Below are 16,460 nucleotides of genomic sequence, written 5' to 3' on the forward strand. Positions count from 1 at the left end.
CTTATGAAGGCAAAAAAAAATAAGCTGGCATGCAGCTCATTTTTTCGTGGCATGAATCACTTCATTTAAGCGCTTTAATACAACACGCCGTGTAAAAATCCCCTCAAATACTTGCGACTCATTCTCCACGCAAACAAAGGTATAATTCGTAACAGCGTGAACGCCTTTTAACACCGGATCGGTTGTTTTAAGTCTTGGAATATCTGTTAACATGACATCTTCCACTTTTAAATGCTCCAGTTTCTCGAACTCAATGCGTTCTAAACCAAAGATTTTATCCATGATCATATTCGTTCCAATTAATCCATGAAGATGATAGGCGGCATCTAATACAGGGATGGCTGTATATCCTGTTTTCGTCAACACTAAAAGGGCATGCTCTAGATTATTACCTATTTGAACATGTGCCACTTTATCTGCATCTATCATATGCTCTCTAACTGTTGACTCAAGCACTTGTGTCGGTTCTATCTCTATCATATGTCTTCGACCCCTTTTCTTTCGATCATCAATCATACATTCCCCTTTAATAGTAAGCATAAACTAAAACGAAATTTGTCGAAAGATTTTTTCTGCATAAAAAAGATACTCAGCTTCGAGTATCTAATAGATCTTCAACCATTTTTAATTCTCAAACCTTACTCTGTCATACAATGTGATCAATTGCTTATACGTATTGATGTCAACATTTTTTGTTCCACATTCTATATCATTGATCTCACTGCTTAATAATTCGACAGCATAATCTTGATTCAGCAAAACGTTTAATAATAGCTTTTTTTCCTCTTCATTAAAACGATTTTCGATAACGCTCATTCAACATCAGGCCCCCTGTTTCCTATCTGCTTTTAGATTGATTAGCAGGCTTTTGAATGACTGCTTCCTCTCTATACAGCTAGAATAAGGAACTAGAATCGAATCGTCAACCGCACGTTTCGACAAGGCTTGGAGAAAAATGACGGAATTTATTTTGTGTATCGATTGGCATAACTACATGCTGCATATGAGTCTGGTTTTATTTTCACTTCAATTCCCATTGCTGTGATCATACCAGTCATTTCTTGAATGAGATCTTGCGTACTTCCTTTTTTGCCAATATCAAGATGAACTTCAAAACGGAGGTCTGCCCCTTCCTCTGCATATGGAAGAAGCAAATCCATCAGTTCTGTCAAAACGCCATCCAGGATGTCTACACATACCTTTTGGCTAAATGCTGTCTCTAATGAAATTTTTTCTCTCAGACTATGCATAGGTCTGCAAATCACTTCTCGTGTTAAGCAGCCCCAAGCCCCTTTGCCCATCCGGTGAAGATGGATCGCTGTCATAAATGTCGTGACATTTCGATTGACCTGAGAATCCGTACCAATCGATAGCACATAGACTGATCTTGGATCTTTTAACATAAAGTCTTTCATCCTCATGACGACATCAGAAAACATCAATTGATCTTCAGACAGATTGTAGAAAAAAGAATCATTCACAGAAAGGAACCCCTTTTTGATGGTTTCCGTAACGTGCGCTGATCAATCATCTTTCTTTAACAGACGTTTAGGAAAACGTCTATTTTGCCGAGATAAACGAAGGTATTCTTAGAAAAAACATTTCATACGATTCAGCTTAGGATTGTAGCAGCTCAAAAATTTCAATCGAAATCATATCAATGTTGTCAAATGGGAAAGTAGTTGGCTTATCCCCTTGTTGAAAAACAGTCAATTCAAACGTTTGATTCTTTTCGAAATACTTTACACTACAGATTTTCTCACCGTTCACTTCAAAATTACGTTGTGCCGGTTCGTTTGCAGCTTCTGCTGTCTCTTGTAGACTTTGCAGCCTTGTAATGATACCCATTAATTGTGACATTCTAAAAAAAGACTCCTTTCAAAAAAACAACTCAAGATGAACCCGTATTGATTATACACAAGTCCTACAAAAAGCATCATACCATAAAGTGTTGTCAGATGATATTTTTCCTCTTGAATTCAAAAAAAGAAAAAAGAATCTGTTTTTTTATTTTGAGTCTTTTTTCTGATCTCATGCAAGGTGTTTTTATAGACCGGCAGATCTCATAAGCCGTTTGGCAATTTCGTCGAAATCTTCTTTTGATATCCCTGGCGCAAATTCTTCAGGCAATTCTCTTAAATCGGGAACAGGTGCACCTTTCGGGGTGCCTTCAATGACCGTAAGCGGCTTCCCATCAATCGGGTGAGGACCTTTCCAAATTTTGTTGATATCCTTGTAATCCGTATCACTGAATGTATAAAGCTTTGTATGAATGTTCTGATCCTCAAACTTTTTCGCTGAGTCGAAATATTTGTTGTCGAGATTTGGTATTGGGAGCATCTTCCCTACATCGACACCAGTGGCAACCTCCAGCGCTTTGGCATAAGCCACGATATGCACGCCGCCCCTGACAAGTAAATACCCAATCATCTCTCTTGCCGTCGGGTGATCCGTCATTTCATATACACGCATCTTATGTGTACGAGCCCCGCATTCAAGAAAGAAATTATGAAGGAGATCAAGAATCAAGTTCCCACTAGAAAATACATTTTCACCGGTCCAAGGCTTTGCCATTGAATCAAACGGGTAGCCTGTTTGTGCAGTCTGAATGAAATGCTGTGTATTCCGTTTATCGACAGCTGCTTTCATTGGTGTCGTATCTGGGTCTCCGCTATGAGTCGTACCCGTGATCATGAGATTCACCGTTGTTGTCACTAGCTCTACGTGACCAAATTCTTCTGCCGTAATACTTGATACGAGGTCATAAAACGGTTTTAATTTCCGTTTCCCTCTAAAGTTAAAAGATTGGAACATGTAATTATTTAATGTAGACATTTCACCAAATTTCCCGCCAAGTAACTCTTGCACAGCAGCGGCACCATTTGCATCTGGGTGATCTGGCCTTGGTAAATCAATTAGCAGCCGCTTGTCACGTTTTATCATGGCTATTCCCTCCTACCGTCTAACGGTCATCAGTTAAGATGTATGGAGAAAGAGGGATGTCTTATGCATGAAGAGATCTTTTTGAGGCACAAAAAAAACTTGGCGGGGGTAGCGCCAAGTTTTTTGGATCTTGATCTGATAGAGGGGTTGGGGAACAGAGAGTAGCATCTCTCTATAACCAAATGATAATGATTATCAGTTTCATTGTCAACCGTTTTTTCATTTTTTTTCGAAGGAATCATCATCAAGCGAAAAGCAGCCATAGTGGCTGCTTTTAAATTAACCCATCTTGCTCATATAAGTAGGCATACGGAAGATCTATAAATAAATACATATCTTCTTCTAATGGGTAAGAAAAAGTGCGAATCCGCTCTCCTGTTTCTAAATCACTGTAGACATCACTGAAAAACCCTTTCCCGCTCATTCTCATTTGAAGAATATTTGCCAAATAATAAGGTCTCCAGCTCCAGTTTTTCTCCACGTACTCAGGTTGAAACAGCCATTCATTGTCTTTCTTGAACACGTTCCCTGTCATTTGAAATCCTTCATCGTTACACATATATATCCGAAAACTACAATCAGTCAGTTCAACTGCCAATTTTTGAATGAGTTCATCATTTGTGTTGCAAGATTTTTTTAACGTTGTGACAGCTTGATGAACTCGTTTATAAAATGTTTCAGAATGTTCATAGACTGTTTGGAGCTTCTTTTTTTCATGCGAAATAAATTGCTGAAATTCTCCTCTGAGCTGATCTTTTCGTTCGTTTCGATCTATTAGTTCAGCCGCTGGCTCGTGAAGATAATCACCTTGAAAGTACCTTCCGCCATTTCTCCAAGCATATTGCAATTGAAAATTTGTTTCGATGTCCTCGTAAGTCAAGGCCGCTCCTATTTTCCTAGCTAGCAGTGAAATGCTGTACAAGACATATTCATAGGAAGGAGAAGGAGATGAAGCCCTGAGTGCCTGTAAATCTATTTTCAATAGATCAGGAGACAAAAGGGCAATTCGATCAAGATTACTACTTTCTTTCCCTATATTCGTAATGGCGATTTTGATCCCATATGTACGAAAATACATGAACGTATGGTACAACTGTTCAATGTCGCCTTTAAATGTATGTTCCGTAAATTCAATGACAAATCGATTGAGCTGAATACCTTTTGCTTCATATTCTTTTAAAAATGCCAAAAAACTCTCTCCATGATCGAGCATCAAGACATTGGCATCATGGTTGATAAAAATGAGTAAATCTTCATCAGCTGTTGTGAAGTGATCCAATGCTTGACTGAGTATTTTCCGGTCGACTTCCCATTTATACTCATCAGGAATCGATGAATCACGAAAGAATGAGTCTAAACGAATCGTTTCAGACTCAAGTTTCACTCTTCCTAGAATCTCATAGCCTATCACTTTTTGTTCTTCCGCACTGAAGATCGCCTGATAATGCGGAAAAACCTCTTCAATATTCGTTAAAATATCCAACGGATCGACCATTTTCATCACCTGCTTATCTCTCTTTGTGTGATTATACCACATCAAAAAGAAGCGCTCACACGTTCATTTAAAATGGTGATTGATTCAGCCACTGTCCCCCATCCATTGTGATACAATCTCCATTGATATAGGAAGCTTTTTCAGATAATAAGAAGCTTGCAAGTTCCGCAATTTCTTCAGGGGTACCGAGTCTGCCAAGTGGTACGCTGTCTAAAGTTCTTTGCGCCGCCTCTTCAGATTCCCACAATTTGTCCGCCCCACCTGTCCGTTCAATTGGTCCTGGTGCAATGGCATTGACACGAATACCATACTGTTTCCCCCACTCCACTGCAAGTGTTCGCGTAAGAGATAATACCCCTGCTTTCGCCGCTGCTGAATGGGCAACACCGACACCAGCTCCCCATGCATACGTTGCTACCATATTAATCATACTGCCCTTCTTTTTTTGTTGAATCCAGTAATTCCCAACGGCGTTACTACAAAAAAAGGTCCCATTTAATACGATGTCAATCACGGCTTTCCAGCCGTTCGGTGTGAGTTTTTCTGCAGGGACTAAAAAGTTTCCTGCTGCGTTGTTAATGAGGGCATCAATATCCCCAAATGTATCTACAGCAAATGCCACCATTTGATTGACGTCCTCTGGTTGCCGAACGTCCATTTGAAAATAGGCAATCGATCCGCCATTCTCTTTGATTTCACTTGCTGTCTTCTCCAATGTTTCTTCCGTTCTACCAGTAATGACGACATTCCAACCGCTCAACGCTAAATGCGTGGCCATTGCCTTCCCCATTCCATTAGATCCCCCTGTAACGATCACTGTTTGTTTCGTCATCTTTTCTCCCCCTTTGTTGATTTTGAATGACTATTCATTCATTATTTTTCTATCATATCATGTTTTCCCCTCAAGACACCATATGGGAGATTTAACAAATATCATGCTATAATGAATTTTATTTTTGAAGGAGTATACGATGAAGCAAATTTCCCGCAGACAGTTCTTAAAAGGAGCTGCTGGAGCAAGTATTCTTGGCTTTTTGGCAACAACTGCTGGCTATAGCTATGCGCGATATATCGAGCCTCGAATGATTGATATGGTGTCACTGACAATCCAAGATTCTCAACTTCCAGCTTCCTTTCACCATTTTAAAATTGCACAATTTAGTGATGTTCATTTAAGTCATACCTTTCGTACGAAAGAATTAGATGCCATCGCTCAAAAAATAAATGAAGAAGCGCCTGATCTTATTGTATTTACAGGTGACCTTGTTGACTTTCAATCATCCATTGAAGAACATGAGAAAGCCAAAGATTTTCTAACGCAGCTGCATGCGCCATTTGGCAAGCTAGCGATCTGTGGAAATCATGATTATGGACCATTTGGGATCGACATATATGAAGATACCATGACATCTTGCGGTTTTACATTACATAAAAATGATGTGTTTCTCTTAGAAAAAGAGAACGAGTACATTCAAATTGCCACATTGGATGATCTCATGATGAGCATTCCAGATTATGATCTGATCAAACAGAACGTATCATCCGACCTGTTTACTTTACTGCTCGTACATGAACCCGACGCTGCACTAGAGCTCGAGCAAATCCCGATTAACCTTCAGCTCTCTGGGCATACACATGGCGGCCAAATCCAGCTCCCATTTTACGGTCCAATCCTCACTGCCCCATTTGGCAACACATATGTGGAAGGATTATATGAAAGTAATCAGCAGAAAATCTATGTCAATCGTGGACTCGGGACAACAAGACTAGCACTTAGATTTTTAGCCAAACCGGAATTAACATTTTTTACTTTAACAACGAATTGATAAAAGAAGCCAAATCCCTTCCTCTTGCATATGTATAAACAAAGTTAGAAACTTTACTGAGCCTGATTCGTCCATTTAGTATGACAGTACGTGATCAAGGCTCCTTTTATTTTGCAAAAGGGGTGTCATTTGGTGTTGAGATATACAGTGAAAAGTGGGGAAACCCTTGCTTCTATCGCGTTAGATTTTAGAACGACAACAAATGCCTTGATGGCTGCCAACCCGTCACTTGAACAAAGAGAGCCGAATCAGAACGAGATCATCATCATCCCTGGTTTGCCAGATCCTAGTACCATTCCATTCCGTATATCTGTTTCCATTTCAAAGAAACGACTTGTGGTATTTTCTGGATCACAACTCATTCGCTCTTACCCGATTGCGACAGGTAGAATTTTAACTATGACACCGACAGGCTCATACTATATTGTCAATAGACAGCCAAATCCCGGAGGTCCTTTTGGCGCCTATTGGCTGAGTCTCTCAAGGATTCATTACGGAATACACGGGACGAATAACCCTTCTTCAATTGGTAAAGCTGTGTCTAAAGGGTGTATTCGCATGTATAATCAAGATGTCATTGATCTTGCTTCTCTCGTTCCAAACGGAACACCTGTGACCATTAGCCAGTAAGAAGAAATGAATTGTATCAATCGTTAAAATTTAATATGATATAAAGTGGGATCTTCAGGTTAAGGAGCGTAATTATGGATATTTTTAAAAACCGAAATTTTGTTCGTCTCTTTTTTGCAGCACTTGCCTCGCAAATGGGGACAACAGTAGGCAATATGGCATTTGCCTTTTATTTGCTTGATCATTTTAGCCATCAGCCCGCCTATGCCACATTGGCAGAGCTCATGTATTCACTTCCAACCATTTTTGTCTTTTTTATGGTCGGAGTGGTCGCAGATCGTTTTGATCGAAAAAAAGTGGCAGAACAATGTGATTGGATCCGCGCAGGGCTGACAGTTGTATTATTCATTGTCATCTATTTTAATTCACTTCCACTCATTTTCTTGATCTTGTTTATAAGAAGTGCCATTACGAAGTTCTTCTATCCAGCGGAAGCTTCTCTCGTTCAGGCCATTTTAAATAAAGATCAATATGCAAAAGCTGCTGGTTTAAATCAAATGCTATTTAGCTTATTTATGGTATTTGGTGTTGGAATTGGTGCCATTATGTATAAGACCATTGGACTTCATGGAGCCATTACCGTTGATTTGATTAGCTTTATTATTTCCGGCATTCTCATTCGTTCATGTAATATTTCTATGGAAGCACGACAGCCGAATGGACAAGCCGGCTGGAAGAGCATGACCATTAAATCATCAATTAATGATTTTAAAGAAGGCATTATTTATATTTTAAAAAATAAATTATTGGCTTCGTTAATTTTTGGTTTCTTTGTATTTGGACTTGTGAACGGTGCCTTTGCTGTTCTGCCAATGTTTACAATGAAGTATGGTCTTTCACCAGATCACTTTGAATTGCATACATCCTTTTTCACCATTGCGATCGGTGCAGGACTTATAGTTGGTAGCGGGGTAGGGACAATACTAGCCAAAAAAGTGAAGATGCAATATCTCATGTCGATTCCTATATTAATAGCAGGCATTCTCATTTTCGTCCTTGGCTCTACCCACACATTGTGGTTATTCTATGTCACATCATTTGTGATCGGAACATGTATCGGGCCAATCAACATCGTCATTGGTGGCTGGATGCCAAGGATTGTTCATCCACGGCTAATGGGACGCGTGTCAGGCTGGGTAGATCCGCTAACGATGTTTGCCCAATCAATGACATTAGGTTTAATTGCGGTGCTCTTTCCAAACATCGTCACAAACATTTCCTATATTTATTATGGTATGGGCATTATTATTTTACTTGTCTTCCTTTTTTACTTCATTACACTGCCGAAATTCAGCAAAGAAGCTCAAGATTTAGATGTACAGCGTGAATTAAAAGGGCAAGGGGTTCAATAACTGATAAAACAAGGACTTTCTGATAATGAAAGTCCTTATTTTATTTTTATACGACCAAATGAATAAATGATGAGAAACATTTTGCTATAGTACTTTTTTCATAGTACAATGGTCTAGTCGGAGGTGAAGAGATGTTAAAAAGTTATTATTTTATTCGAACGAAAGATGATAATGGGCAGTATATCGTACATACAGAGGATTGCTTCTTTCTAGATGAACCAGCCAATCGTACATTGATTGGTCATCATATGAGCTGCGAAAGCGCCATTGAAGAAGCAAAAAAAATCTCGTCTGAAACTGATTTTAATGGTTGTTTTTATTGTGCTTATTCTTGTCATACAAAATAGTCCGCCCTTGCCATATGTTCGACCCAACTGTCCAGCATATGGTGGATTTTATGCATGTCATCAAGTACACCGCATGTAGTCCGTTTTTCTTTAACTCAATATTGCAAGCCACAAACAAAACATATTCAATATCGTTTGTTACATCCCTTCCCTCACCTCATAAATCCCCGCTCACAACTACACGAATTGTGAAAATCACTCTTTCCCTGTAACGAAAAAGTCTTTTTGATATTCCATTCAAGACGAAACACTCGATACAAACAAATACCGTGGTTTATACGAGATTCATGTCGATAAAATACTCTATATTTGTTGGGGTTCTTCATATGATCTATTCTATGCGAACCTTTATCATTTAAAAGAGATGACTGTATCATACACATTAAAATTTTTACTATAGGTTATCTTTTTACAATAACGCCTTTGCATTTTACCAATAAAAACGTATAATTTATACTAAGCACAGGAAGACGGAAGACAAAGGAGAGAAAAAATGGACGATTATGCTCATACTAAAGACATAGAACCTACGGCAGAAAATATCGCAAAAGCTATTTATACTGTTAACCGCCATGCTAAAACCGCACCGAATCCCAAATTTCTTTATCTTTTGAAAAAACGTGCGCTACAAAAGCTATTGCAAGAAGGTAAAGGAAGAAAAGTGGGCCTACATTTCTCTAATAATCCAAAATATAGTCAACAACAGTCCGACGTGCTGATTGAAATTGGAGATTATTATTTTCACCTCCCACCTACTAAGGAAGACTTCGAATTTTTGCCACACTTAGGAAATTTAAATCAATCATATCGCAACCCCAAAGCGAATATGTCATTAAATCGAGCAAAAAACATTCTGCAAACGTATGTCGGGCTAAAAGAAAAACCGACCGCCACAAAACAAAAATCACATTATACAAAACCTGTCTTCAAACGACTAGGAGAAAGTTACTTTTGAACACAAAAAACCACTCGAAGCGAGTGGTTTTTTCTTTAGATGATGAAGTGATCTACTTTTTCAATCAGTTGGTGAATCTCTGGTTTACTAATTTGCTCATCTGCTCCAATTGTTTCCCCTTTATGACGCAAATCATCCGTGATTAATGAAGAGAAAATGAGAATTGGAATCGACTGTGTCAAAGGATTGTCCTTTAACAGTTTCGTTAAACGGTGACCATCCATCTGTGGCATTTCGATATCTGTGATGATCATATCAATTTCTTCCGTGACACTGATGCCTTTGCTTACAAGGTCCATGACGTGGTCATATGCCTGTTTCCCGTCTTCGAATGTCACAATGTTTTTATACCCTGCTTCCGTTAATTCGTTTGTTAATAAACGCATCAGAAGCGGGGAATCTTCGACAACATATAGTTTCTTGCCAGTTCTTCTCTCGTCTTTCTCACCATCAAACATATGATACGTATCTACACCCGAAGCAGATTCAATATCGTAGATGATTTTTTCATAGTCTGGAAGGAAAATCATCGTTCCGTCAAGCTTGATGATCCCTGTTAAATGGCGATCCATCCCTTGGTTGAGTGCCGTTGGCTTCTCAATTTCTTCCCAGCTGACGCGATGGATTTGTGAGACGGTTCCTGTATGAAACACAAATTTCCGTTGATTGAATTCAGTTACAATATATTTTTCTTGTTCTGACTGATCTGACTCTACATTAAAAAATGAAAATAGGTTGATGACTGGTAAAATTTCGCCTCGTAAACTAATCATTCCTTCTACATCTGAATGCGAGTGCGGTATGACTGTCACTTCAACTGGTTGAATGATTTCTCTTACTTTCATGACGTTAATGCCGAATTGATTTGGTCCAATTTCAAACTTTACAATTTCTAATTCATTAGTACCAGAGTCAAGTAAAATTTCTTGTTTGTTTAAAGCCACGGAAATCCCTCTATTCTTCAATATAAGATTGTACTTTTTATATCGGCAAGATAGGTAAAAAGTTGACGATTCTTTACGCTTTCTCTCGTACGAATTGATGAATCACAAGTCCTATCACCGCAAGAAGGAGTAAAGACCCAAGTGCTAGACGGCTTGCGAGATGACCGTGCTCTGCAAAAAGAAGTGTGACTGATCCATAAATGATTGGGCCGACAATGGAGGATACCTTCCCTGAAAACGCAAAGAGTCCAAAGAATTGCCCTCGTTTTTCTTTAGGCGTTAATTCAATAATGAAGATCCGTGATGCTCCCCAGCTTGCGCCAAGTGAGATCCCAAATAAACTACCTGCTATCCAGAAAACCCATTCAGTTGTGGCTGTGACAGCTAAGATAAGCGCGACGATTAAAATGACATACACGACTGTAATCGATCGTTTTGCACCAATTGCCTTTGTGATGTAGCCAAAAAGAAATGATCCGATGATGCTTGAAATGGTCGAGACTAAGTAAAGCAAAATAAATTGTCCTGCTGTAAAGCCAATTATGATTTTGGCATAAACAGCCATCATCGCAATGGCTGTCTGTAAAGCATCATTCATGAAAAAGAATGCAATCATAAAAATAAAAGCTGGCTGATAATGCTTCATGTCTTTGAACGTTTGAATAATCTCTCTATACCCGCTAAAAAAAGAGACTTTCTTCAATTGATGCGGCAGCGGCTGAGGGTCTTTTATAAAAAATAAAAAGGGGAGAAAAAAGAGAAAATATAAAATGGCTGTCGGAATAAAGGCGTGATGAAATTGACCATTTCCTACGAGTAAATAAACAGAGAGACCGACAAGGGTTCCTAAATAACCAACAGCAATACCAAAACCAGATATTAGAGGGATGTCATCCTTTGTCCCAAGATCAGGCAAAATCGTATCATAAAACACAAGACTCGAATGATAGAAAAATTTCGCTATGACAAACAACGTCACAACCACTAATAAAGAAACAGGTAATCCAAACCATTCACTTGAGAAATCAATGCCAGCAAAGACCCCCATCAAACACGTACAAGTAATACAAATCAAGGTAAACACTATGATGTATCGCTTCTTTTTACCTGTACGGTCGATTAACACACCATATAAAGGTGTGAAAATGACGAGGAAAATGCTTGCAAGTGCATTCGCATAAGAAATAAAGGTACTGGCGATTTGATCCATTCTGGCGCTGTCCCCGATGGTTTCTTGCAAATAAAACGGGAAAAAAATGGTGATCATATTTGACGAAAAAATCGTATTCGCAAAATCATATAATGCCCAGGCTAGTACAGGTGCGGTCAAAAACAGCCCGAAACCTGCTCCATTTTTATGAACGATTCTTTTTCCTTTTCTCAATCGATCGTCTCCCTTCCCACCTCGATCTTCACTATCATTCTACTTTATGAGACAGTCCCCTCTTTCATACAAGCCATGATGCAAAAAGCACCTCTTACTAGATATAAGAGGTGCTCTTTTGTCTTATTTCTTCACAACAATGGTTTTAGCCATTAAATCATGTAGTGCTTGTTTTTTCTTTGTGAAAAATGAAATGATAAAGCCAATACAAAAAATTGGAGACAATAAGGATTTAGCAAAAATGCGCCCTGTTGCCCGTCCAAATGTTATTTTATCACCTGTCGCATTTGTCAGTTTAATCCCAACAGCCATTTTTCCAAGTGTGGTTTGAAGTTTAGATGACTCCATAATGGCGTGATAAAGCCATGTCATGAAGAGTCCGATTAATAAAAGAATAATGTATATAATGATTAGATCTCTCCAAGCCTTTTCGGGATCGGTGATGTATGCTTCAAAGTACGGATCACCGACTAATGCCGCTTCTGGGTTTAGCGCAAAGAAAAATGCAGATATAAATACTCCGATGAAGGCAAATGGAATGCCAACGATCACGTAATCCAAAATGTAAGCGAGAAAGCGATAGCCTATCCCTGCAACTTCAGGATGATTCTTTTCTTGAATGTGTGGTTCTAAATTGTTTGTTTCCATCCTAATTCTCCTTTAATATGAATCTTTACTATATATTTCTTTTAACCAATCGATATTATAACGGATGAATATTGTAAAATCAATGCAACTTTACAGTTTTACATATCATTTAGATCAGTTATATTGAGACTATTTATGCAAATACATACTAAGCATGCAGTAAATCTCGGTTCTTATGCGACCTTTTATTTAAATATTTGTGATATTTTCGTCTTGTTTCTATTCTACTGTTGACAATCCCCGTCCCCGATGGTCTCCTCAAGTAAAACGGGAAGAAAACAGTGATATTTTTCATGAAAAAATCGTATTTGTAAAATCATATAATACACAGGCTAGTACAGATGCGGTTAAAAACAATCCAAAACCTGGATCTTTTTTCTTTTATGTCGTTTTTTCTAGTCTGGCCCTATTGTCACCTTTTTCTTCGCTCCTATTTTACTCCCTACCTATTTTAAGAGACAATCTCCTCTCTCATACAAGCGATCTATGCAAAAAGCACCTCTTACTAGATCGCGATGGTGCTCTTTTTCCTTATTTCTTCACAACAATGGTCTTTGCAATTAAATCGTGAAGTGCTTGTTTTTTTTCAGTGAAAAATGCAATGATGTATCCAATGTACAAAATTGGTGATAAAAAGATTTTGGAGAAGTATCGGCCAGTTGCTTGAGCAAATGTGATCTTCTCTCCAGTCACTTTAGTGACTTTAATCCCAACTGCCATTTTCCCAAGTGTTCCTTGTAATTTTGATGATTCCATGATGGCGTAATAAAGCCATTGAACCACGATACCAATCAAGATCGATAAAACACCAAAATAGATCAACATCACAAACAAATCCACCACCTCTTGTGATATCAAAGGTGGGCTAGAGTAATAAGTGTCATCCTCTAGCAGTACTGCTGGAAAATAGAGTATAGCTACAATCAACATGATGATGGTATACGGAACGGCAACGATTACACCATCCAATAAACTGGCGAGAAAACGGTAGTCTATTCCTGCTAATTCTGAATGCTTCTTTTCTTGAATATTTACTTTTAACGTGTTTGGTTCCATTCTGGGTGCTTCTCCTTTATTATGTATGTTTTCTATAAATTTCTTATAATCATTCGCTATTATAGCCTATGAATATAGTATGATCAACGGAACTTTACACTTTTACATATCATTTAAATCAGTTATATAGAGATTATTTATGAGAATAAATGCTGAGCATGTTCTAAAATCTATATCACCTCGATGCTTATGCGATCTGTGTTTAAATATTTGTGATATTTTTGCCCTATTTCTATTCTTCTGTTGACAATCCCCCTTCACATGGTACAATAGTCAAGGATTTTTCAAAGAAAGGTGTTCATGATGGGAACTGTCGTACTACTAAAGAACAATGAAATGACTGTGATTGAAGAGATGAGCGAGGCTGACTTTTTAGATATGAAACACGATTTGTCTAATGATGAAGCGGCATATTTCTCTTGGTATGAAGATTACGATACGGCTTATGGATATTGATTTCATTTCATCAATGAAGCGTAAAAAAGGCGATCAACCAGTTACTAGGTTGATCGCCTTTTTTATGTTTGTGTCCTTTTTTCACTATCAGGCTCCACATGGATAAAAACTTGTGCATGTGGAAATGCCTGCTGAATCTTTTCTTCGATTCTGTCACATAGTTCATGAACATCTTCGATGGTTGTTTTTCCATGTACGATCAAATGGAAATCAATGTATTCTTCTGCACCAGAGCGCCTTGTACGAAAGTCATGGTATTCAATGAATTCTTGGCTAAATTCTTGAATGATGGCTGCAATCGACTGTTCTTCCTCAGGTGATAATCGGGCATCAACTAGCGGTGGAAAGGTTTCCTTCATCAGCTTAAATGCTTCACGCATAATAAATAGTGCCAGAATGATCCCAATGATTGGATCGAGGAAATGCCAGCCTGTGAATGTAACAAGTAATAAACTGAATGCCACCCCTAAGGACGTATAGACATCTGTTAAGAGGTGCAAGGCATTTGATTTCATGGCCACGGATTGAACTCGCTCTGCCTCTTTGTTAACCAATTTTGACACAATAAAATTAATCAGAGCGCCTATCAGCATGACAATAATGCCAAGAACAGGCAGTTTGACAGGCTCTGGATGCATTAATTTGTGAACACATTCGTATATAATCCAAATACCCGCTACAAATATAAGCAAGGTTTCGATGGTGCCAGAAATATTTTCGACTTTTCCATGTCCATACGGATGCTTCTCGTCTGCTGGCTTTCTAGAAATACGAACAGAGATAAATGCAATAAAAGACGCCATTAAATCTAGAAAGGAATGAATGGCTTCTGACAGAACGGCAACAGATCCAGTCAAAAGTCCCACAATGATTTTAAGAGTAACAACAAATGTGTTACTAATCACTGAAAGCAACGCTATTTTTGAGGTTCTTGATGAATTCTCCATGTATCGTCCTCCTTAAGGAGATCGTATGTGTGCAAAGGCCATTTTCATGACTGGATTCTTTCGTTCTTTCAGTGTGTGCAGTTTTTCCGGATTCTAACCATCTACATGACAGTCTGTATTTTCTGATCGTGTTACGCTATAATAAATGTTGCTCTTTCTTCAATATATGACTCATGATGGAATGTATAGGAGAATAGACTACATATCAGGATATCCAATACCCTTTCACAGATGACATTTATGCAGTGAATGGTAAAATAGGATAAAAACATAAATTTTTAAGGTGATGAGAAATGGAGCATTTGCTGAATCCAAGAGTAAAGGATATTGAAATTTCAGGCATTCGAACATTTTCAAATCTCGTATCGTCATATGAGGATGTCGTTTCATTGACGATCGGTCAGCCCGATTTTTATACGCCACATCATGTCAAAACAGCTGCCAAAACAGCCATAGACGAGAACTTCACCTCGTATACACATAATGCTGGATTCTTAGAGCTGAGACAAGCGATTCAGCAATACATCAAGAAGAAGGTCCAACTTGATTATGAAGCTGAGTCAGAAATCATTGTCACAACAGGTGCGAGTCAAGCCATAGATGCTGCGTTTCGGACGATATTGACTGAGGGAGACGAGGTCATTTTACCAGGACCTGTTTATCCAGGGTATGAACCGATCATTCGCATGTGCGGCGCGACGCCAGTTCATATTGACACAACGAATGCAGGTTTTAAATTAAATGCAAAGCTTATTGAGGATGCGTTAACAGAAAAGACAAAGTGTGTGGTTCTCCCGTATCCTTCGAATCCAACGGGGGTTACCCTTTCAGAAGAAGAATTGAAAGAAATCGCCCAGTTACTCGAAGGGAAGGATATTTTCATTCTATCGGATGAAATTTATAGTGAACTGACCTTTGACAGGCCGCATCATTCCATTGCCTCTTTCTTAAAGGAACAGACAATTGTGATCAACGGGCTGTCAAAATCTCATAGCATGACCGGCTGGAGAATTGGCTTTTTATTCGCTTCCGCTCCAATTGCTAAACATGTATTGAAAGTACATCAATATAACGTGTCTTGTGCCTCAGCGATCTCACAAAAGGCGGCACTTGAAGCAGTTACAAACGGTGTAGACGACGCATTGATTATGAGAGAACAATATAAGAGGAGACTCGATTATGTATATGATCGACTCATTTCTATGGGGCTTCCAGTCATTAAGCCTTCTGGTGCTTTTTATATTTTCCCTTCCATTGAATCATTCGGATTGAGTTCATTTGATTTCTGCATGGAGCTGTTAGAAAAGACAAAATTAGCTGTCGTCCCCGGCTCTGCTTTCTCACCATTAGGGGAAGGATATGTGCGTCTTTCCTATGCATATTCATTCGATACGCTAAAAGAAGGACTTGACCGTTTAGAACAATTTGTACTCGAAAAACGTTCTAGCCAGTCATAGGACGGATGAAACAACGGCTC

The 16,460-nt window shown here is 38.7% G+C and carries 19 protein-coding genes; 7 read left to right on the plus strand and 12 right to left on the minus strand.

Annotation, left to right across the window (positions count from 1 at the left end; translation table 11 throughout):
- Positions 1–36: 36 nt before the first annotated feature.
- The 7 genes from cbpB to fadH all read right to left on the minus strand — a co-directional run bounded on the left by cbpB (position 37) and on the right by fadH (position 5,270).
- A complete protein-coding gene (gene cbpB / locus AB1K80_RS02380; protein ID WP_412855016.1) occupies positions 37–480 on the minus strand; it encodes a cyclic-di-AMP-binding protein CbpB in 444 nt (147 codons plus the stop codon).
- A gap of 144 nt (positions 481–624) precedes the next feature.
- Positions 625–816, minus strand: coding sequence for an antirepressor AbbA (gene abbA, locus AB1K80_RS02385; protein ID WP_412855017.1), 192 nt, complete (start codon positions 814–816; stop codon positions 625–627).
- A gap of 149 nt (positions 817–965) precedes the next feature.
- A complete protein-coding gene (locus AB1K80_RS02390; RefSeq protein ID WP_412855018.1) occupies positions 966–1,481 on the minus strand; it encodes a ribonuclease H-like YkuK family protein in 516 nt (171 codons plus the stop codon).
- Positions 1,482–1,617: 136 nt separating this feature from the next.
- The gene (locus AB1K80_RS02395; protein WP_412855019.1) at positions 1,618–1,860 is read right to left on the minus strand and encodes a YkuJ family protein; all 243 of its coding nucleotides are present in this window, start codon (positions 1,858–1,860) and stop codon (positions 1,618–1,620) included.
- A 186-nt stretch (positions 1,861–2,046) separates the two neighbouring features.
- A complete protein-coding gene (locus AB1K80_RS02400; protein ID WP_412855020.1) occupies positions 2,047–2,943 on the minus strand; it encodes a manganese catalase family protein in 897 nt (298 codons plus the stop codon).
- A gap of 274 nt (positions 2,944–3,217) precedes the next feature.
- Positions 3,218–4,438, minus strand: coding sequence for an EAL-associated domain-containing protein (locus AB1K80_RS02405; RefSeq protein ID WP_412855021.1), 1,221 nt, complete (start codon positions 4,436–4,438; stop codon positions 3,218–3,220).
- Between the two features lie 67 nt (positions 4,439–4,505).
- On the minus strand, positions 4,506–5,270 hold the full coding sequence (fadH, locus tag AB1K80_RS02410) for a 2,4-dienoyl-CoA reductase (RefSeq protein WP_412855022.1): 765 nt from the start codon (positions 5,268–5,270) through the stop codon (positions 4,506–4,508).
- Positions 5,271–5,409: 139 nt separating this feature from the next.
- On the opposite strand from fadH, the gene AB1K80_RS02415 reads away from it, so the two are divergent.
- The 5 genes from AB1K80_RS02415 to AB1K80_RS02435 all read left to right on the plus strand — a co-directional run bounded on the left by AB1K80_RS02415 (position 5,410) and on the right by AB1K80_RS02435 (position 9,548).
- On the plus strand, positions 5,410–6,264 hold the full coding sequence (locus AB1K80_RS02415; protein WP_412855023.1) for a metallophosphoesterase: 855 nt from the start codon (positions 5,410–5,412) through the stop codon (positions 6,262–6,264).
- 132 nt (positions 6,265–6,396) lie between these two features.
- Positions 6,397–6,894 (plus strand): L,D-transpeptidase family protein, encoded by a 498-nt coding sequence (locus AB1K80_RS02420; protein WP_412855024.1) that lies wholly within the window; start codon positions 6,397–6,399, stop codon positions 6,892–6,894.
- Positions 6,895–6,968: 74 nt separating this feature from the next.
- On the plus strand, positions 6,969–8,246 hold the full coding sequence (locus tag AB1K80_RS02425; RefSeq protein WP_412855025.1) for an MFS transporter: 1,278 nt from the start codon (positions 6,969–6,971) through the stop codon (positions 8,244–8,246).
- A gap of 131 nt (positions 8,247–8,377) precedes the next feature.
- Entirely contained in the window at positions 8,378–8,593 is a 216-nt protein-coding gene (locus AB1K80_RS02430) for a hypothetical protein (RefSeq protein ID WP_412855026.1), read from the plus strand.
- Between the two features lie 493 nt (positions 8,594–9,086).
- Positions 9,087–9,548 carry a YkyB family protein gene (locus tag AB1K80_RS02435; RefSeq protein WP_412855027.1) on the plus strand — a complete coding sequence of 154 codons (462 nt, stop codon included), beginning with the start codon at positions 9,087–9,089 and terminating at the stop codon, positions 9,546–9,548.
- A 35-nt stretch (positions 9,549–9,583) separates the two neighbouring features.
- Here AB1K80_RS02435 and AB1K80_RS02440 read toward each other — a convergent pair whose 3' ends face one another.
- The 4 genes from AB1K80_RS02440 to AB1K80_RS02455 all read right to left on the minus strand — a co-directional run bounded on the left by AB1K80_RS02440 (position 9,584) and on the right by AB1K80_RS02455 (position 13,580).
- Positions 9,584–10,492, minus strand: coding sequence for a chemotaxis protein (locus tag AB1K80_RS02440; RefSeq protein ID WP_412855028.1), 909 nt, complete (start codon positions 10,490–10,492; stop codon positions 9,584–9,586).
- Between the two features lie 73 nt (positions 10,493–10,565).
- Positions 10,566–11,876: an MFS transporter gene (locus tag AB1K80_RS02445; RefSeq protein WP_412855029.1), complete on the minus strand. Its 1,311-nt coding sequence runs from the start codon at positions 11,874–11,876 to the stop codon at positions 10,566–10,568.
- Between the two features lie 123 nt (positions 11,877–11,999).
- The gene (locus tag AB1K80_RS02450; RefSeq protein ID WP_412855030.1) at positions 12,000–12,524 is read right to left on the minus strand and encodes an RDD family protein; all 525 of its coding nucleotides are present in this window, start codon (positions 12,522–12,524) and stop codon (positions 12,000–12,002) included.
- A 531-nt stretch (positions 12,525–13,055) separates the two neighbouring features.
- Entirely contained in the window at positions 13,056–13,580 is a 525-nt protein-coding gene (locus AB1K80_RS02455; protein ID WP_412855031.1) for an RDD family protein, read from the minus strand.
- 303 nt (positions 13,581–13,883) lie between these two features.
- Between AB1K80_RS02455 and AB1K80_RS02460 the strand changes: the two genes are divergently transcribed.
- Positions 13,884–14,036 (plus strand): hypothetical protein, encoded by a 153-nt coding sequence (locus AB1K80_RS02460; protein WP_412855032.1) that lies wholly within the window; start codon positions 13,884–13,886, stop codon positions 14,034–14,036.
- Positions 14,037–14,098: 62 nt separating this feature from the next.
- On the opposite strand, the gene AB1K80_RS02465 is transcribed toward AB1K80_RS02460, so the two are convergent.
- The gene (locus AB1K80_RS02465) at positions 14,099–14,983 is read right to left on the minus strand and encodes a cation diffusion facilitator family transporter (RefSeq protein WP_412855033.1); all 885 of its coding nucleotides are present in this window, start codon (positions 14,981–14,983) and stop codon (positions 14,099–14,101) included.
- A 293-nt stretch (positions 14,984–15,276) separates the two neighbouring features.
- Between AB1K80_RS02465 and AB1K80_RS02470 the strand changes: the two genes are divergently transcribed.
- The gene (locus AB1K80_RS02470) at positions 15,277–16,440 is read left to right on the plus strand and encodes an aminotransferase A (protein WP_412855034.1); all 1,164 of its coding nucleotides are present in this window, start codon (positions 15,277–15,279) and stop codon (positions 16,438–16,440) included.
- Positions 16,441–16,460 lie beyond the last annotated feature (20 nt).

The organism is Bacillus sp. 179-C3.3 HS (genome assembly GCF_047229225.1).
In the GTDB taxonomy this organism is placed as follows: Bacteria; Bacillota; Bacilli; order Bacillales; family Bacillaceae; genus Bacillus.

What these genes read in the sequence shown, in the direction of transcription:
- cbpB (WP_412855016.1), bottom strand. Translation starts at nt 480, where the DNA reads ATGATAGAGATAGAACCGACACAAGTGCTTGAGTCAACAGTTAGAGAG.
- abbA (WP_412855017.1), bottom strand. Translation starts at nt 816, where the DNA reads ATGAGCGTTATCGAAAATCGTTTTAATGAAGAGGAAAAAAAGCTATTA.
- AB1K80_RS02395 (WP_412855019.1), bottom strand. Translation starts at nt 1,860, where the DNA reads ATGTCACAATTAATGGGTATCATTACAAGGCTGCAAAGTCTACAAGAG.
- AB1K80_RS02400 (WP_412855020.1), bottom strand. Translation starts at nt 2,943, where the DNA reads ATGATAAAACGTGACAAGCGGCTGCTAATTGATTTACCAAGGCCAGAT.
- AB1K80_RS02405 (WP_412855021.1), bottom strand. Translation starts at nt 4,438, where the DNA reads ATGGTCGATCCGTTGGATATTTTAACGAATATTGAAGAGGTTTTTCCG.
- fadH (WP_412855022.1), bottom strand. Translation starts at nt 5,270, where the DNA reads ATGACGAAACAAACAGTGATCGTTACAGGGGGATCTAATGGAATGGGG.
- AB1K80_RS02415 (WP_412855023.1), top strand. Translation starts at nt 5,410, where the DNA reads ATGAAGCAAATTTCCCGCAGACAGTTCTTAAAAGGAGCTGCTGGAGCA.
- AB1K80_RS02425 (WP_412855025.1), top strand. Translation starts at nt 6,969, where the DNA reads ATGGATATTTTTAAAAACCGAAATTTTGTTCGTCTCTTTTTTGCAGCA.
- AB1K80_RS02430 (WP_412855026.1), top strand. Translation starts at nt 8,378, where the DNA reads ATGTTAAAAAGTTATTATTTTATTCGAACGAAAGATGATAATGGGCAG.
- AB1K80_RS02435 (WP_412855027.1), top strand. Translation starts at nt 9,087, where the DNA reads ATGGACGATTATGCTCATACTAAAGACATAGAACCTACGGCAGAAAAT.
- AB1K80_RS02450 (WP_412855030.1), bottom strand. Translation starts at nt 12,524, where the DNA reads ATGGAAACAAACAATTTAGAACCACACATTCAAGAAAAGAATCATCCT.
- AB1K80_RS02455 (WP_412855031.1), bottom strand. Translation starts at nt 13,580, where the DNA reads ATGGAACCAAACACGTTAAAAGTAAATATTCAAGAAAAGAAGCATTCA.
- AB1K80_RS02460 (WP_412855032.1), top strand. Translation starts at nt 13,884, where the DNA reads ATGGGAACTGTCGTACTACTAAAGAACAATGAAATGACTGTGATTGAA.
- AB1K80_RS02465 (WP_412855033.1), bottom strand. Translation starts at nt 14,983, where the DNA reads ATGGAGAATTCATCAAGAACCTCAAAAATAGCGTTGCTTTCAGTGATT.
- AB1K80_RS02470 (WP_412855034.1), top strand. Translation starts at nt 15,277, where the DNA reads ATGGAGCATTTGCTGAATCCAAGAGTAAAGGATATTGAAATTTCAGGC.